The sequence below is a fragment of the Solirhodobacter olei genome (assembly GCF_004010155.1).
GTDB classification, from domain to species: Bacteria; Pseudomonadota; Alphaproteobacteria; order Rhodobacterales; family Rhodobacteraceae; genus Solirhodobacter; species Solirhodobacter olei.
The window spans coordinates 123,305-139,234 of sequence record NZ_RRYH01000009.1; the positions used below are offsets into that span (position 1 = coordinate 123,305).

At 68.3% G+C, this 15,930-nt stretch carries 15 protein-coding genes; 11 read left to right on the forward strand and 4 right to left on the reverse strand.

Annotated features, from left to right (window positions below; translation table 11 throughout):
* Positions 1-100: 100 nt before the first annotated feature.
* From EIP85_RS08485 to uvrB, 3 genes are all read right to left on the reverse strand, one after another.
* Entirely contained in the window at positions 101-484 is a 384-nt protein-coding gene (locus EIP85_RS08485) for a hypothetical protein (RefSeq protein ID WP_127901743.1), read from the reverse strand.
* A 280-nt stretch (positions 485-764) separates the two neighbouring features.
* Positions 765-1,460: a DUF4396 domain-containing protein gene (locus tag EIP85_RS08490; protein WP_127901744.1), complete on the reverse strand. Its 696-nt coding sequence runs from the start codon at positions 1,458-1,460 to the stop codon at positions 765-767.
* A gap of 123 nt (positions 1,461-1,583) precedes the next feature.
* Entirely contained in the window at positions 1,584-3,764 is a 2,181-nt protein-coding gene (uvrB, locus tag EIP85_RS08495) for an excinuclease ABC subunit UvrB (protein WP_127901745.1), read from the reverse strand.
* Between the two features lie 165 nt (positions 3,765-3,929).
* On the opposite strand from uvrB, the gene EIP85_RS08500 reads away from it, so the two are divergent.
* From EIP85_RS08500 to EIP85_RS08510, 3 genes are all read left to right on the forward strand, one after another.
* Positions 3,930-4,520 (forward strand): undecaprenyl-diphosphatase, encoded by a 591-nt coding sequence (locus EIP85_RS08500; RefSeq protein WP_127901746.1) that lies wholly within the window; start codon positions 3,930-3,932, stop codon positions 4,518-4,520.
* Positions 4,521-4,598: 78 nt separating this feature from the next.
* Positions 4,599-4,910, forward strand: a complete 312-nt coding sequence (locus tag EIP85_RS08505; RefSeq protein ID WP_127901747.1) for an ETC complex I subunit — start codon at positions 4,599-4,601, stop codon at positions 4,908-4,910.
* A 28-nt stretch (positions 4,911-4,938) separates the two neighbouring features.
* Positions 4,939-5,412 (forward strand): GNAT family N-acetyltransferase, encoded by a 474-nt coding sequence (locus EIP85_RS08510; RefSeq protein ID WP_127901748.1) that lies wholly within the window; start codon positions 4,939-4,941, stop codon positions 5,410-5,412.
* Between the two features lie 101 nt (positions 5,413-5,513).
* On the opposite strand, the gene EIP85_RS08515 is transcribed toward EIP85_RS08510, so the two are convergent.
* On the reverse strand, positions 5,514-5,906 hold the full coding sequence (locus EIP85_RS08515) for an acyl-CoA thioesterase (protein ID WP_127901749.1): 393 nt from the start codon (positions 5,904-5,906) through the stop codon (positions 5,514-5,516).
* 182 nt (positions 5,907-6,088) lie between these two features.
* Between EIP85_RS08515 and EIP85_RS08520 the strand changes: the two genes are divergently transcribed.
* The 8 genes from EIP85_RS08520 (at position 6,089) to EIP85_RS08555 (ending at position 15,817) form a co-directional block, all read left to right on the forward strand.
* Positions 6,089-7,621, forward strand: a complete 1,533-nt coding sequence (locus tag EIP85_RS08520; protein WP_127901750.1) for an acyl-CoA carboxylase subunit beta — start codon at positions 6,089-6,091, stop codon at positions 7,619-7,621.
* Positions 7,618-8,022 carry a DUF6497 family protein gene (locus EIP85_RS08525; RefSeq protein ID WP_127901751.1) on the forward strand — a complete coding sequence of 135 codons (405 nt, stop codon included), beginning with the start codon at positions 7,618-7,620 and terminating at the stop codon, positions 8,020-8,022. Before EIP85_RS08520 ends, EIP85_RS08525 begins: the two co-directional genes overlap by 4 nt.
* Positions 8,023-8,029: 7 nt before the next feature.
* Positions 8,030-8,392, forward strand: a complete 363-nt coding sequence (locus tag EIP85_RS08530; protein WP_127901752.1) for a hypothetical protein — start codon at positions 8,030-8,032, stop codon at positions 8,390-8,392.
* 319 nt (positions 8,393-8,711) lie between these two features.
* Positions 8,712-8,924 (forward strand): hypothetical protein, encoded by a 213-nt coding sequence (locus EIP85_RS08535; protein WP_127901753.1) that lies wholly within the window; start codon positions 8,712-8,714, stop codon positions 8,922-8,924.
* A 110-nt stretch (positions 8,925-9,034) separates the two neighbouring features.
* Positions 9,035-11,035 (forward strand): acetyl-CoA carboxylase biotin carboxylase subunit, encoded by a 2,001-nt coding sequence (locus EIP85_RS08540; protein ID WP_127901754.1) that lies wholly within the window; start codon positions 9,035-9,037, stop codon positions 11,033-11,035.
* Complete coding sequence (locus tag EIP85_RS08545; RefSeq protein ID WP_127901755.1) at positions 11,013-12,593, forward strand: hypothetical protein; 1,581 nt, start codon at positions 11,013-11,015, stop codon at positions 12,591-12,593. The genes EIP85_RS08540 and EIP85_RS08545 overlap by 23 nt, the downstream gene beginning before the upstream one ends.
* 14 nt (positions 12,594-12,607) lie before the next feature.
* Positions 12,608-14,737, forward strand: coding sequence for a methylmalonyl-CoA mutase (gene scpA / locus EIP85_RS08550; RefSeq protein ID WP_422067208.1), 2,130 nt, complete (start codon positions 12,608-12,610; stop codon positions 14,735-14,737).
* A gap of 156 nt (positions 14,738-14,893) precedes the next feature.
* Entirely contained in the window at positions 14,894-15,817 is a 924-nt protein-coding gene (locus tag EIP85_RS08555; RefSeq protein WP_127901757.1) for a DMT family transporter, read from the forward strand.
* Positions 15,818-15,930 lie beyond the last annotated feature (113 nt).

Consider the following 15,930-nt stretch of genomic DNA (forward strand, 5'->3'; position numbering starts at 1 on the left):
TTAAACCATTTTTGAACGACCCCTGACCCGGCCCGAAAAAGCCCGCCCCGGCGGAACCGGGGCGGGCGCTTCGTTCATTCAGATCCGGCCTTCGCCGGCCCTAATGGCTGGCGGGATCGCGGGTGCGGTCCTGATCCCGGGTCATGTCCTGATCCTGGGTCATGTCCTGATCCCGCAGCAGCAGCTGATCCTGGGTCCGAAGCTGGTCCCGCGTCTTCAGGTAGATGCGGTCCTGCGTCCGGTCGCGGTCCGGGTTCATGCTGTCCCACAGAAGCGTGCCGGTCCGGGCGTCATAGACCAACTGGCGCAGATCCTCGCCCCGCTGGGCGACGACACGCAACCGGTTCTGCTCCCGGTAGGTCTGCATCTGGGTGAACCCCTGCTGTTGCAGCGCCCGGTAGATCGGGCCGAGGCCCGTCTGCGCGAAGGCGGCCACGCCGCTCAGCAACAGCGCGGCGGTTGTGAGACTGAACAGACGGCGCATTTCACTCTCCTCTTTCTTGGTTTCCAATCGGCCGATCACGCGGCCGTGACTTATAATGTCACGCCGCAGCGCAGCGATTCCGTCGCCCATCCGGCAGGCCCGCAGGATCGGCACGACAGGGCGACCGCCCCCGTTGATCCTTCGGTGCGGCGGCCCTAGGGTGGCCTCCGGAAGATTGAGGGGAAGCAAGACATGCGTCTGAAGTTGATCGTCGCGATAGGGGCACTCCTGGCACTTGCCGCCTGCGGAGGGCCGCCCTCGTCCTTCTTCTGAGGCGGGGCTACATCGCCTCCTTGATCCCTGCCCGGATCAGGGCCCAGTTCGTCGGATAGGCTGTGACGAACCCGGCGATCATGGCAAACTGCATGGCAAACCAGAAGACGGCTGTATCCGGCTCCAGCGGCCGGCCGAGCACGGCGAAGCGGGCCAGTGCCATCAGCCCGTACATCCCCACCTGCCAGGAGGCGAGCGAGAGGACATCGGCCTTCGCCGCCTCCTTCAGCCCTTCAACCGGGCCGAGCCCGCGCATCGGTGCGATGGCGAAATACTGGAACGCGATCCCGATCGCGAGCGCCACCACGAAATCCAGCCCCCAGGCCGCAAAGATCCGCTCCGCGAACACCCCGGGATAGCCGAAGGGCGCAAGCAGCCCCGGAAAGCGCGCCGATAGCCCCTCGGCCAGGATATCGCCCAGCGTGCAGCCCGCCCCGCAATGCAGCGCCCCCTTGGCGACCGCGATGTGAAACGGCCCGCCGCCGTGATGGTGATGATGATGCCCAGCCCCCGCCGGCATCGCCCGCCCGTGGCGCTGGTAGAAGGCCAGCAGCACCGGCCCGGCAAAGAGCGCACAGAGCGGCCAGACCGCGTTCATCACCCCCATGGGCTGCGGCCGCCGCGTCAGGTCGAACGCAATCCAGAGGGCGGAGACAAGGCCAAGCGCAAGCGAGGCCCAGGCGAGGAGGAGGAGAAATGTCATCGGAAGGAGGATGGCCCGCCGGGCCGGGGTGTCAAGCGCACGTAGGGTGCGCATTCATTGCGCACCCGGGGGCAATCGAAAGGCAGGGGGTGCGCGCCGAATGCGTTGGGAGGATGGCGCCCCCTACCTCCCCCGCCGCTTATTTCCACCCCGCTGCCCGGCCCGCCCGGCCGTGCTCCGTCCCCGCGACGCCCCCGCCGCCTCGGCGGCTTCCCGCACCGCCTCCTGCCGCGCCAGCGGGTCGTCGGCGACGGCCAGCTCTACCGCCTCCAGCCGCTTGACCTCGTCGCGAAGCCGGGCGGCCTCCTCGAATTCCAGGTTCTCGGCAGCCTTGCGCATCTGCGCCCGGAGCGCGTCGAGATGCGCGGCGAGGTTCTGACCCACCATCGGCTTCTCGACCTTGGCCGTGACGCGCGACATGTCGGTGTCGCCCTCCCAGAGGCCGGCCAGAACGTCCTCGACGTTCTTCTTCACCGTCTGCGGCGTGATGCCGTGCGCCTCGTTATAGGCGACCTGCTTCTCGCGCCGCCGGTCGGTCTCGCGCATCGCGCGCTCCATCGAGCCGGTGATCCGGTCGGCATACATGATCACCCGCCCCTCGGCGTTCCGCGCCGCGCGCCCGATGGTCTGGATCAGCGAGGTCTCCGACCGCAGGAAGCCCTCCTTGTCGGCGTCGAGGATCGCCACCAGCCCGCATTCCGGGATGTCGAGCCCTTCCCGCAGCAGGTTGATCCCCACCAGCACGTCGAAGGCCCCAAGGCGCAGGTCCCGCAGGATCTCGATCCGCTCCAGCGTGTCGATGTCGGAATGCATGTAGCGCACGCGGATGCCCTGCTCGTGCAGGTATTCGGTCAGATCCTCTGCCATCCGCTTGGTCAGCGTGGTGCAGAGCGTGCGGAAGCCGGCGGCGGCGACCTTGCGGACCTCGTCCAGTAGATCGTCCACCTGCATCTCGACCGGGCGGATCTCCACCATCGGGTCGATCAGGCCGGTGGGGCGGATCACCTGTTCTGTGAAGACGCCGCCGGTCTGCTCCATCTCCCAGGCCGCCGGGGTGGCGGAGACGAAGACGCTCTGCGGCCGCATCGCGTCCCATTCCTCGAACTTCAGCGGCCGGTTGTCCATGCAGGAGGGCAGGCGGAAGCCATGCTCGGCCAGCGTGAACTTGCGCCGGTAGTCGCCCCGGTACATGCCGCCGATCTGGGGAACAGAGACGTGGCTCTCGTCGGCGAAGACGATGGCGTTGTCGGGGATGAACTCGAACAGCGTCGGCGGCGGCTCCCCCGGCGCGCGGCCGGTGAGGTAGCGCGAATAGTTCTCGATCCCGTTGCAGACGCCGGTCGCCTCCAGCATCTCCAGGTCGAAATTCGTGCGCTGCTCCAGCCGCTGGGCCTCCAGCAGCTTGCCCTCCCCGGTCAGCTGCTTCAGGCGCTGCGCCAGCTCCAGCTTGATGCCCTTGATCGCCTGCTGCATCGTCGGGCGCGGCGTAACGTAGTGCGAATTCGCGTAGATCCGGATCTGCTTGAACGTGTCGGTCTTGGCGCCGGTCAGCGGGTCGAACTCGGTGATCGCCTCCAGCTCCGGCCCGAAGAACGAGAACCGCCAGGCCCGGTCCTCGAGGTGGGCAGGCCAGACCTCCAGCGTATCGCCTCGGACGCGGAAGGAGCCGCGCGCGAAGGCCTGGTCGTTCCTGCGGTACTGCTGGGCGACCAGCTCCGCCATCACCTGCCGCTGGTCGTACATCTGCCCGGTGATCAGATCCTGCGTCATCGCCGAATAGGTCTCGACCGACCCGATACCGTATATGCACGAGACGGAGGCGACGATGATCACGTCGTCCCGCTCCAGCAGAGCCCGGGTGGCCGAGTGGCGCATCCGGTCGATCTGCTCGTTGATCTGGGATTCCTTCTCGATATACGTGTCCGACCGAGGCACGTAGGCCTCCGGCTGGTAGTAGTCGTAGTAGCTGACGAAATACTCGACCGCATTGTCCGGGAAGAAGCCCTTGAACTCTCCGTAAAGCTGGGCGGCCAGCGTCTTGTTGGGCGCCAGGATTATCGCCGGGCGCTGCGTCTCCTCGATCACCTTGGCCATTGTGAAGGTCTTGCCGGTGCCGGTCGCGCCCAGGAGCACCTGGTCGCGCTCTCCCGCCATCACGCCCGAGGCGAGCTCGGCGATGGCGGTGGGCTGGTCGCCCGCCGGCTTGAAGGGCGAGGACATGACGAACCGCCGCCCGCCCTCCAGCTTCGGCCGGGTCAGCACCTCGGGGCGGGTGACGGGGGCATTGGTGTTGTTATGGGGCATCGGCGAATCCTTGGGGCTTCGTCCAGATTTGATCTGTTTTTGTTCCTATTCAACCCCGGCGCGGCGAACGGGGACGGATGACAGTCTCGTGACGCCCTTGCAAAGCTTTCATGAAGGCGAGAAGCTTGGCGCAAGCCCGGACCCACCAGGCACAGCGAGGCAGCGATGGAACAGGCATTTCCGGGCAATCTCTTTCTCTTTCACCTCATCAACGCATCGGCAAGCCCGAACCCGGTGCTGCGGGCGCTTGCCGTGTTCTGCGCCTCCGACCTGGTCTGGCTGATGATCGCGGCCATGGCGGTCTTCTGGGTCATGGGCTCGGCCGAGACACGGTTCCGCCTGATGCTCGCCGCGCTTTGTGCCGCGATCGGACTTCTGGCGAACGTGATGCTGGGCGGGCTCATCGGTGCGCCGCGGCCCTTCATGGCCGGGATCGGGCATCTCCTCATCCATCACGCCCCCGACGCCTCCTTCCCCAGCGATCACGGCACGCTGGTCTGGACGGTGGGCCTCGCCCTCGGCCTGCGCGGGCCGCTGACCCGCTTCGGCGCGCTGGTGCGCTGGGGCGGCCTTGCGGTGGCATGGGGGCGGATCTACGTCGGCGTCCACTACCCGCTCGACTTCCTCGGCGCCTTCATTATGGCCTTCGTGGTGGTCGTCCTCGTGCTGCGGCAAGAGGCGCGGCTCGCCCCGCTCGGCGCGCTGGTGGAGCGCGTTTGGGTGGCCGCCCTGGGCCTGCTCCCCCGACGCGCCTAGGCCCGCCCGCCGCGAGAGGCTCTTGCACAGCCGCCCGCCTTCCCCGATAAGAGCTTGGTTTCCTACGGAGGTTCGCCCATGTCCGCCCGCATCTACCAGCCCGCCAGGACCGCGATGCAGTCCGGCACGGCCAGGACCCGCAGCTGGGTGTTGGAATTCGATCCCGCCACGCCGCGCGAGATCGACCCGCTGATGGGCTGGACCGGCTCGCCCGACACCCAGGCGCAGGTCCGCCTGCGCTTCGAAAGCCGCGCCGAGGCCGAGGCCTATGCCCAGGAAAAGGGCATCGACTACATTGTCCTCGAGCCCAAGCAGCGCAAGCAGAACATCCGCCCGCGCGGCTATGGCGAGAACTTCGCCACCGACCGCCGCACGGTCTGGACGCACTGACCCCCGGGGCGGAAGGGAAGGCGCCGCGATGACCGAAGCGCTGCTGGAAATCCGGCCCGACGATCCGACCGCGCCCGAGGTGGCCCCGCTGCTCGCGCGGCACCTCCAGCTGATGGTCGACACCTCTCCGCCCGAATCGATGCACGCGCTCGACGCCAGCGGCCTCGCCCGGCCCGAGGTGCGCTTCTTCACGCTGCGCGAGGGTGGGACGATCCTCGGCATGGGCGCCCTGAAGCAGCTCTCCGGGCCGCAGGGCGAGCTGAAATCCATGCATATCCTGTCGGAGGCGCGCGGCCGGGGCCTCGCCCGGCTGCTGCTCGACCATCTCATCGGGCTTGCGCGGGCCTCCGGCTGGCAACGGCTGAACCTGGAAACCGGCGTGGAGCCGGAATTCGAGGCCGCCCGCGCACTCTATGCCAGGGCCGGCTTCGTCGCCTGCCCGCCCTTCGAGGGCTACACGCTCGATCCGAACTCGGCGTTTTTCACGCTCGACCTGACCTGAGCCGCCTCGCGCGCCGAGGAGGGCCATCGCCCATCCGTCCGGGCGGACGGGCGCTGGCCCGGCGGGCTACGCCCGCTGTCTCGGGCCGGGGCTGCTCCCCCTCAGACGTCCACCGGGCGCGGGCGCCCTGCCTGGTCGATCGCCACGAAGGTGAAATTCGCCTCTGTCACCTTCATCCGCGCACCAAGCCTGTCGCGCAGGACCCAGGCTTCGATCTTGATCCCCATCGAGGTCCGCCCGACGCGCTCGACCCGCGCATAGATGCACAGCACGTCGCCCACATGCACCGGTCGGATGAACTTCATCGCGTCGATCGCCACCGTCGCCACCCGCCCCCGGGCGCGCGACCCCGCGACGATGCCGCCCGCGATGTCCATCTGGCTCAGCACCCAGCCGCCGAAAATGTCGCCGTTGACGTTGACGTCCGCCGGCATCGCCAGCGTGCGGAGCGTCAGCTCGCCCACCGGTGCGCCGTCCTGCGCTGCCTCGTCCATTCTTGCCCTCCGTCGGTTTTTCGCGACGATACTCCCCTGCCGCCCGAGGGCAAGCCGGCCCTGCGCAACTTTGCAATTCGCACCGTATGTTTGCAGACATATTTGCAAATTTTCCGAAATCTGCTTTCTGCACCTGCGGCATCCCGATATGCTCGCCCCCGGGGACGTTACGGGAGGAGCCGATGAAGGACATCCTGGCAGAGCTGGAGGAACGCCGCGAAGCCGCCCGCGCGGGCGGCGGCGAACGCCGCGTCACAGCCCAGCACGGCAAGGGCAAGCTCACCGCCCGCGAGCGGATCGAGCTGTTGCTGGACGAGGGCTCCTTCGAGGAGTTCGACATGTTCGTCCGCCACCGCTGCACCGATTTCGGGATGGAGGCGGACCGCCCGGCCGGCGACGGCGTGGTGACAGGCTGGGGCACCGTCAACGGCCGCATGGTCTATGTCTTCAGCCAGGACTTCACCGTCTTCGGCGGCTCGCTCTCCGAAACCCACGCCCAGAAGATATGCAAGATCATGGACATGGCGGTGCAGAACGGCGCCCCGGTCGTGGGCCTCAACGACTCGGGCGGCGCCCGCATCCAGGAAGGCGTGGCCTCGCTCGCAGGCTACGCCGAGGTCTTCCAGCGCAACATCATGGCCTCGGGCGTCGTGCCGCAGATCTCCGTCATCATGGGCCCCTGCGCCGGCGGCGCGGTCTATTCCCCCGCCATGACCGACTTCATCTTCATGGTCCGCGACAGCTCCTACATGTTCGTCACCGGCCCCGACGTGGTGAAGACCGTCACGAACGAGGTCGTCACCGCAGAGGAACTCGGCGGCGCCAAGACCCACACCAGCAAATCCTCCGTTGCCGACGGCGCCTTCCAGGACGACATGGAGGCGATGATGGAGGTCCGCCGCCTGATCGACTTCCTGCCCGCCTCGAACCGCGAGAAGCCGCCCGTCCGGCCCTTCTTCGACGATCCCGCGCGGCTGGAGTTGAGCCTCGACACTCTCGTCCCCGACAACCCCAACCAGCCCTACGACATGAAGGAGCTGATCCTGAAGCTCGCCGACGAGGGCGACTTCTACGAGATCCAGGAAGATTTCGCGAAGAACATCATAACCGGCTTCATCCGGCTGGAGGGCTCGACCGTCGGCGTGGTGGCCAACCAGCCGATGGTCCTCGCCGGATGCCTCGACATCGACAGCTCGCGCAAGGCGGCGCGCTTCGTGCGCTTCTGCGACGCGTTCGAGATCCCGATCCTGACGCTTGTCGACGTGCCGGGCTTCCTTCCGGGCACGGGTCAGGAATACGGCGGCGTCATCAAGCACGGCGCGAAACTGCTCTTCGCCTATGGCGAGGCGACGGTGCCGAAAGTGACCGTCATCACCCGCAAGGCCTATGGCGGCGCCTATGACGTCATGTCCTCCAAGCACCTCAGGGGCGATTTCAACTACGCCTGGCCCACGGCCCAGATCGCGGTGATGGGCGCCAAGGGAGCGACCGAGATCCTGCACCGCGCCGAGCTGGGCGACGCCGAGAAGATCGCCCGTCGCACCCGGGATTACGAGGACCGCTTCGCCAATCCCTTTGTCGCGGCCGAGCGCGGCTTCATAGACGAGGTGATCCGCCCCCATTCCACCCGCCGCCGGGTCTGCCGCGCCTTCGCCTCGCTGAAGGGCAAGAAGCAGCAGAACCCGTGGAAGAAGCACGACAACATCCCGCTATGAGGCTCCCCCGCCCCGCCCTTCTCGTCCCCGGCCTTGTGGCCCTGGCCCCGCTGGCGCTTGCCGCCGCGACGGCGCTGCCGAAGCTGCCCTCCGGGCTGCAGGTCAGCCTGATGCAAGTGGTCTGGCCCGCGCCCGGCGCGGCGAAGGGCGACCGCGTGGCGCGCTTCCGCTTCCTCGCGCCGGACCTGAAGAAAGGCGCCGATACCGATGCCGACCTCAAGACGCTCTGCGAGAAGGTCGCGCGGCCGATGGTGAAGGCGAAGGGGGCGACGGTCGATCAGGTCATCGTCTCGCTCGCCTCGAAACCCCTGAAGCTCGGCGAAAGCCGGCCCGATGTCGTCCAGGTCTTCGAGGCCTATCAACTGAAGGCGTCCCATTGCGCCTTCGCGCCGCCTTGGTGAGGAGACCATGCAGAAACACCGCGGATTTCCCAGCCGGCTGACCGGCACCGACTTCCAGTTCACCATCCGCCGCGCCAACGTGAAGGAGGGCGCCTCGAAACTCGTCGCCCGCCAGCGCTTCGCCGACCGGCGCCCCACCGACCGCGCCGCCGACGCCGCCTTCATGGCCGCGCTCTGGGAGCAGTTCGGCGAGGAGCCCTTCGAACGCGGCAACCTTGACGCAGGCCGCCTGTCGTGGCTCTTCGGGCGCGAAGTGGTGCCCGCCGAGGATCCCTTCGATCCGTCGAGCTACGAAGCGCTTCTGAGAATCGACGTGGAAGTGGCCCGGGTCAGCTTTCCGGCCGCGTTTTCGGGCGGAACCTCGGCATGAATTTGCGCACGCCCCGCGCGAAACGGCAGGGTTCAGCCCATACCGGCGGGGCCCAAGCCGCAGGCTTTGACAGAGAGGAGCGATCGGGCAGGATGGCCGTAGAGAAGCAGGCATCCCAGACCGCTTCTCTGGATTGCCAAGACCGTTACCCTTTCCCCTTTCCTTGGCCCGGCCCTTCGCGGGTCGGGCCATTTTTCCGCCGCCCGTCACATAGGCAAGGCTCCGCCGGCCCGGCCCGCACACGCATCTGCGCCTTTGCAGCCGCCGCGGCGCGGGCTATGTCAATGCCTGGAACCCAGTTCAATGGAGGCATTGAAACATGCGACTGCTCAAGATCACGGCCGTGTTGGCAATTGCCGTCTCGCTCTCCGGTTGCCTTCAGAACGACACCCAGCGCGGTGTCGCGGGCGCCGTCGGCGGCGCGGCCATCGCCGGTGCGACCGGCGGCAGCATGGCGACCGGTGCCGTCATCGGCGGTGCGGCCGGCGTCTTCTGCCGTGACCTCAACGTGCCGGGCTGCCGGAACAACTAGTCCGAAGACCAACCACCACTCTGATCGGGCCATCGGGGCATATCGCCCCGGTGGCCCTTTTGCTTTGCGGACCGGGGCCCACCCCGCCGCCCCGGGGGGAAGGGAGTGAGATGTTCGACAAGATCCTGATCGCCAACCGCGGAGAGATCGCCTGCCGCGTCATCAAGACGGCGCGAAAGATGGGCATCAAGACCGTCGCGATCTATTCCGACGCCGACCGCAACGCGCTCCACGTCCGCATGGCCGACGAGGCGGTGCATATCGGCCCCGCCCCCGCGGCCCAAAGCTACATCGTCATCGACAAGGTGATGGCCGCGATCCGTCAGACCGGCGCGCAGGCCGTCCACCCCGGCTACGGCTTCCTCTCCGAGAACATGAAATTCGCCGAGGCGCTGGAGGCCGAGGGCGTCACCTTCATCGGCCCGCCCTCCGGCGCGATCGAGGCGATGGGCGACAAGATCACCTCCAAGAAGATCGCGGCCGAGGCCGGGGTTTCCACCGTGCCGGGCTACATGGGCCTGATCGCCGATGCCGAGGAGGCGGTGAAGATCTCGCGCGAGATCGGCTACCCGGTGATGATCAAGGCCTCCGCCGGCGGCGGCGGCAAGGGCATGCGCATCGCCTGGTCCGACACCGAAGCGCGCGAGGGCTTCCAGGCCTCGAAGAACGAGGCCGCGGCGAGCTTCGGCGACGACCGCATCTTCATCGAGAAATTCGTGACGCAGCCGCGGCATATCGAGATCCAGGTCCTCGCCGACAAGCACGGCAACTGCCTCTACCTGCACGAGCGCGAATGCTCGATCCAGCGCCGGAACCAGAAGGTGATCGAGGAGGCGCCCTCCCCCTTCCTCGACCCCGCCACCCGCAAGGCGATGGGCGAACAGGCCTGCGCGCTGGCCAAGGCGGTCGGCTACACCTCCGCCGGGACGGTCGAATTCATCGTCGACGGCAACCGCAACTTCTACTTCCTCGAGATGAACACGCGCCTGCAGGTCGAACATCCGGTGACCGAACTCATCACCGGCGTCGACCTCGTCGAGCAGATGATCCGCGTGGCGGACGGCGCACCGCTCCCCTTCGCGCAGGGTGACCTCAAGATCAACGGTTGGGCAATGGAAAGCCGGCTCTACGCCGAGGACCCGTTCCGCAAGTTCCTGCCCTCCATCGGCCGCCTCTCCCGCTACCGCCCGCCGGAGGAGATCGCGACCAAGGCCCGCGCCGTGCGCAACGACACCGGCGTGTTCGAGGGCGGCGAGATCTCGATGTATTACGACCCGATGATCGCCAAGCTCTGCACCTGGGCGCCCGACCGCGCCTCGGCCATCGCCGAGATGCGCCACGCCCTCGACGCGTTCGAGCTTGAAGGGATCGGCCACAACCTGCCCTTCCTCTCCGCCGTCATGGACCATCCCCGCTTCACCGCGGGCGAGATGACCACCGCCTTCATCGCCGAGGAATGGCCCGACGGTTTCCAGGGCGTCACCCCCGGACCGGAGGAGATGCGCCGCCTCGCCGCCATCGTCGGCCACATGAAGATGTGGAAGGAGGCGCGCGCGGCCAGGATCTCCGGCGCGATGCCGAACCACCGCCGCCGCGTCGCGCCCGATTACGTCATCTTCATCGGCAAGGAACGCTTCCCGGTCCACATCCTCGAGACGGAGGAAGGCACCGACGTCTCCTTCGCCGGCGACGGCCGCTACGAGGTGCGATCGAACTGGCGGCCGGGCGATCCGCTGTTCCGCGGCACGGTCGGCAGCGAGGAGATGATCGTCAAGACCGCCTATGTCCGCGGCGGCGCCCGCATCCGCTGGCGCGGCGCGGATCTGAAGGCGGTGGTGCGCACCCCGCGCGAGGCAGAACTCGCCGCCCTGATGCCCGAGAAGCTGCCGCCCGACACCTCGAAGCTGCTCCTCTGCCCGATGCCCGGGCTGGTGGTGAAGATCATGGTGGCGGAGGGCGACGAGGTGCAGGAGGGCCAGCCGCTGGCCACCGTCGAGGCGATGAAGATGGAAAACACCCTGCGGGCCGAGCGCGAGGGCGTCGTCAGCCGCGTCGCCGCGACCGCCGGGCAGAGCCTGAAGGTGGACGATGTCATTCTCGAGTTCGAATAGTCTGGCCGCGAACCAGCGGCCGGGCGCGCTCCGGCTGCCAACGGTATCGGTGCTGGCCGCGCTCGCGGCCTTCGCCGGCCTGCAGGTCTGGGCCTATGCGATCGCCCATGTCTTCGAATACCCGCTGGACGACGTCTACATCCACCTGAGGATGGCGCAGCTGATCGGCGGCGGCACCTACGGCATCAACCCGGGCGAACCCGCTTCAGCCGCGTCCTCCGTCCTCTATCCCTTTCTCCTCGTGCCGTTCCCGGGCAGCGCGTTCCAGCGGCTGCTGCCGCTCGCCTGGAACACGCTGGCGCTCGCCGCCTGCGCCTGGGGATGGGGCCGGGTGCTGGTCCTCTCCGGCATCGAGGGTCGCATCGGCTGGCTGCTGGCGATCCTCGGGCCGATCGGCCTCAACATGCCTGGCGTGGCCTTCACGGGGATGGAGAACGAAATCCATGCCGCGCTGACCCTCTTCGTCGTCCTCGGCCTCTGGCGCTACCTGACGACGGGCGAGATCGCGCCCTGGTTCGTTGCCGTGGCGATCCTCTCGCCCCTGTTCCGTTACGAGGGGCTTGCCCTTTCGCTCGGCGCGGCAGGGGCGATTGCCTTATCGGGCAGGGTTCGGGCTGGCGTGCTGCTCGGGCTCGGCGTCCTGCTGCCGATCCTCGCCTTCACCGGGTTCCTCGTCAGCCAGGGGCTGGCGCCGTTGCCAAGCTCGGTGCTGACCAAGATGGCCATCTTTGGCCATGACACGGGGCCCCTCGCCCGGATGGTGGCGCGGTTCCAGTTCAATCTGCATGGGTTCGCCGCCTGGATCCTGCTGTCCCTGACCGTGCTGCTGGTGGTCCTGGTGCTCGCCCGGGGGCGCAGCAATCAGAAGGCGCTGCTGCCGCTGGTGCTGGCCCTGTCCGGCCTCGGCCATCTGATGTTCAGCTATCTGGGCTGGATGCACCGATACGAGCATTACATCTTCGTCGCCGAAACCGCCGGCGCGCTCCTTTTCCTGGGCAGGGGCGGGCTGAATGACCGCCGCGCTGCGGGCCTCCTGGGCACCGTGGCCGTGCTGGCCAGCGCGCTGGCGTTTCTGCCGCCGCTCACCCGCGCCTATGTCCACGCGCCCCGGGCGATCCACCTGCAACAGGACCAGTTTGCCCGCTTCGCGCGGGACTATCTGGACGCACCGGTGGCGGTGATCGACATCGGCCGGGTGAGCTGGAACGCCCGCCACTACGTGCTTGACCTCTGGGGCCTCGCCTCGCAGGACGCGCGCCGCATCCGGATCGGCGGGGCAGAGCCGCCGCCGGGCTGGGCCGGGCCACTGGCCGTGGAGCATGGCGTGGTGGCGGCGATGTACGTTCATTCATGGCTGAAATCCGCCGCGCCAGCCGACTGGGTGCCGGTCGCCCGGATGACCCTCGTGGGCAAGGTCGGCGCGATCGGTTCCTATGACGTGACCTTCTACGCGACCGGGCCGCAGCACGTGGCGAAGGTGGTGGCGGCGCTGAAGCGGTTCGCGCCGACCGTGCCCGCGGACGCGGGGCTGAAGCTGCTCGGGCCGGCGGCGAAATGACGATGGGGGACAAGATGGCAGATCTGAAATCCTGGGCCGCGCTGGCCGCGAAGGAACTGAAGGGCCGCGCCCCGGAAAGCCTCTCCTGGCAGACGCTGGAGGGCATCACCGTCAAGCCGCTCTACACCGAAGCGGACACCGCGGGCCTTGGCCACATGGGCTCGCTGCCCGGCCTCGCCCCCTTCACGCGGGGGCCGCGCGCGACGATGTACGCCGGCCGGCCCTGGACCATCCGGCAATACGCCGGCTTCTCGACGGCAGAGGAATCGAACGCCTTCTACCGCCGCGCCCTTGCCGGCGGGCAGCAGGGCGTCTCGGTTGCCTTCGACCTCGCCACCCACCGCGGCTACGACAGCGACCACCCCCGCGTGGTGGGCGATGTCGGCAAGGCGGGCGTGGCCATCGACTCCGTCGAGGACATGAAGATCCTCTTCGACGGCATCCCGCTGGGCGAGATCTCCGTCTCCATGACCATGAACGGCGCGGTGATCCCGATCCTCGCCAGCTTCATCGTCGCGGGAGAGGAGCAGGGCGTCCCCCGCGCAGCCCTCTCCGGCACGATCCAGAACGACATCCTGAAGGAATTCATGGTGCGGAACACCTACGTGTACCCGCCCGAGCCCTCGATGCGGATCGTCGCCGACATCATCGAATACACCGCCGCCGAGATGCCGAAGTTCAACTCCATCTCGATCTCCGGCTACCACATGCAGGAAGCCGGCGCGAACCTGGTGCAGGAGCTCGCCTTCACCCTCGCCGACGGGCGCGAATACGTCCGCACGGCCATCGCCCGCGGCATGGACGTGGACGCCTTCGCCGGGCGCCTCAGCTTCTTCTTCGCCATCGGCATGAACATCTTCATGGAGGCGGCGAAGCTCCGCGCCGCCCGCCTCCTCTGGCACCGCATCATGTCGGAGTTCGGCGCGAAGAAGCCCGCCTCCCTGATGCTGCGCACCCATTGCCAGACCTCCGGCGTCTCGCTGCAGGAGCAGGACCCCTACAACAACGTCGTCCGCACCGCCTACGAGGCGCTCGCGGCGGCGCTCGGCGGCACCCAGTCGCTGCACACCAACGCGCTGGACGAGGCGATTGCCCTGCCCACCGACTTCTCCGCCCGGATCGCGCGCAACACCCAGCTGATCCTGCAGGAGGAAACCGGGATCACCCATGTCGTCGACCCCCTCGCCGGCTCCTATTACGTCGAGAGCCTGACGGCGGAGCTCGCCGAAAAGGCCTGGGCCCTGATCGGCGAGGTCGAGGAGATGGGCGGCATGACCAAGGCCGTCGCCTCCGGCATGCCGAAGCTCCGGATCGAGGAGAGCGCGGCCCGGCGCCAGGCGATGATCGACCGCGGCGAAGAGGTCATCGTCGGCGTCAACAAGTACCGCCGAGAGACCGAGGACCCGCTGGAGATCCTCGACATCGACAACGCCGCCGTCCGCGCCGCCCAGATCGCCCGGCTGGAACGGGTGCGGGCGGGCCGCGACGCGGCGGCCTGCGACGCGGCGCTGGCCGAGCTTGAACGCCGCGCCCGCGAGGGCGGCAACCTCCTGGAGGCGGCGGTGGAGGCCGCGCGCGCCCGGGCCAGCGTGGGAGAGATTTCTATGGCGATGGAAAAGGTCTTCGGCCGCCACCGGGCCGAGGTGAAGACGCTCGCGGGCGTCTACGGCGCGGCCTACGAGGGCGACGCCGGCTTCGCGCAGATCCAGAAGGACGTCGAGGCCTTTGCCGAGGAGGAGGGCCGCCGCCCGCGCATGCTGGTGGTGAAGATGGGCCAGGACGGCCACGACCGCGGCGCCAAGGTCATCGCCACCGCCTTCGCCGATATCGGCTTCGATGTCGATGTCGGCCCCCTGTTCCAGACCCCCGAGGAGGCGGCGCAGGATGCGATCGACAACGACGTCCACGTCATCGGCATCTCGTCCCAGGCGGCCGGTCACAAGACGCTGGCCCCGAAGCTGGTCGAGGCGCTGAAGGCCGCGGGGGCAGAGGACATCCTGGTGATCTGCGGCGGCGTGATCCCGCAGCAGGACTACGACTTCCTCAAGAGCCACGGCGTGAAGGCGATCTTCGGCCCCGGCACGAACATTCCGGCCGCGGCGCAGGACATCCTCGGCCTGATCCGCGAAGCCCGAAAGGGCTGAGGGCCGGCCGCGCCCGGGCGTTGGGGGGGCCTAAATACCCCCGCGCCCTTGCGGCCCTTGCAGACCCGGCCGAACCATGACAGATCGCAGATCCGGGCGCCCCGGCGCGCCGCCCGCCTTTTTTCCGTCCCGCGCCCCAGCATCCCAAGGCCCGCCATGCGCCCCCTTCGCGGCATCGCGATGAAGATCGCCTCGGTCACCCTCTTCATGGTGATGTCGACGCTGATCAAGATGGCCTCCGAACGCGTCCCCGCCGGCGAGGCGGTGTTCTTCCGCGCCTCCTGCGCCATGCCGGTGATCCTGGTCTGGCTTGTCGCGCAGGGGGAGTTCCCCGCCGGTCTCCGCGTCACCTCGCCCTTCGGCCATGTGCTGCGCGGGCTTCTCGGCACCACGGCGATGGGCCTCGGCTTCGCCGGCCTCGCCTTCCTGCCGCTGTCAGAGGTGGTGGCGATCGGCTATGCCGCGCCGCTGCTGACGGTGGTCTTCGCGGCGCTGCTTCTGGGCGAGCAGGTGCGGCTCTTCCGGATCGCCACGGTCGGGCTCGGCCTCGTCGGCGTGGTGATCGTAGCGGCGCCGAAGCTGTCGGGCCTCTTCGGCCACGGCGACGCGCGTAGCGCGATCGGGGCCACCGTGGTGCTGGTCGGCGCCGTCTTCGCCGCGCTGGCGCAGGTCTGGGTCCGCCGGCTTGTGCAGCGCGAGAAGGTCTCCGCCATCGTCTTCTACTTCTCCCTCTCGGCCACCGTCCTGTCCTTCCTGACCCTGCCCTGGGGCTGGGTGATGCCCACCCCGGCCGAGGCGGCGATGCTGGTCACGGCGGGGATCTTCGGCGGGGTCGGGCAGATCCTGCTGACCTCCAGCTATCGCGAGGCCGACGCCTCGCTGATCGCGCCCTTCGAATATTCCTCGATGATCCTGGCGCTGGGGCTGGGCTACATGGTCTTCGCCGAGATCCCGGACGCCGACACGCTGACCGGTGCGGCGATCATCGTGGCGGCCGGGCTGATCATTATCTGGCGCGAGCGCCAGCTCGGCCTTGAACGCACCCGCCAGCGCCGCGCGATGTCGCCGGGCGGAAGGTAGGCCGAGCCCACGCCGTAGGGTGCGCATTTATTGCGCACCCCGTCATTTCACGCCGCCTGGGTTGCCTCTTCGGGGACCTTTGCGCCGGTCATGAAGGCCACGGCATCGGCCAT

Bases quoted from the DNA above. Each gene is read 5' to 3' on its own strand.
- EIP85_RS08485 (WP_127901743.1), bottom strand. From the start codon at position 484: ATGCGCCGTCTGTTCAGTCTCACAACCGCCGCGCTGTTGCTGAGCGGC.
- EIP85_RS08490 (WP_127901744.1), bottom strand. From the start codon at position 1,460: ATGACATTTCTCCTCCTCCTCGCCTGGGCCTCGCTTGCGCTTGGCCTT.
- uvrB (WP_127901745.1), bottom strand. From the start codon at position 3,764: ATGCCCCATAACAACACCAATGCCCCCGTCACCCGCCCCGAGGTGCTG.
- EIP85_RS08500 (WP_127901746.1), top strand. From the start codon at position 3,930: ATGGAACAGGCATTTCCGGGCAATCTCTTTCTCTTTCACCTCATCAAC.
- EIP85_RS08505 (WP_127901747.1), top strand. From the start codon at position 4,599: ATGTCCGCCCGCATCTACCAGCCCGCCAGGACCGCGATGCAGTCCGGC.
- EIP85_RS08510 (WP_127901748.1), top strand. From the start codon at position 4,939: ATGACCGAAGCGCTGCTGGAAATCCGGCCCGACGATCCGACCGCGCCC.
- EIP85_RS08515 (WP_127901749.1), bottom strand. From the start codon at position 5,906: ATGGACGAGGCAGCGCAGGACGGCGCACCGGTGGGCGAGCTGACGCTC.
- EIP85_RS08520 (WP_127901750.1), top strand. From the start codon at position 6,089: ATGAAGGACATCCTGGCAGAGCTGGAGGAACGCCGCGAAGCCGCCCGC.
- EIP85_RS08525 (WP_127901751.1), top strand. From the start codon at position 7,618: ATGAGGCTCCCCCGCCCCGCCCTTCTCGTCCCCGGCCTTGTGGCCCTG.
- EIP85_RS08530 (WP_127901752.1), top strand. From the start codon at position 8,030: ATGCAGAAACACCGCGGATTTCCCAGCCGGCTGACCGGCACCGACTTC.
- EIP85_RS08535 (WP_127901753.1), top strand. From the start codon at position 8,712: ATGCGACTGCTCAAGATCACGGCCGTGTTGGCAATTGCCGTCTCGCTC.
- EIP85_RS08540 (WP_127901754.1), top strand. From the start codon at position 9,035: ATGTTCGACAAGATCCTGATCGCCAACCGCGGAGAGATCGCCTGCCGC.
- EIP85_RS08545 (WP_127901755.1), top strand. From the start codon at position 11,013: ATGTCATTCTCGAGTTCGAATAGTCTGGCCGCGAACCAGCGGCCGGGC.
- scpA (WP_422067208.1), top strand. From the start codon at position 12,608: ATGGCAGATCTGAAATCCTGGGCCGCGCTGGCCGCGAAGGAACTGAAG.
- EIP85_RS08555 (WP_127901757.1), top strand. From the start codon at position 14,894: ATGCGCCCCCTTCGCGGCATCGCGATGAAGATCGCCTCGGTCACCCTC.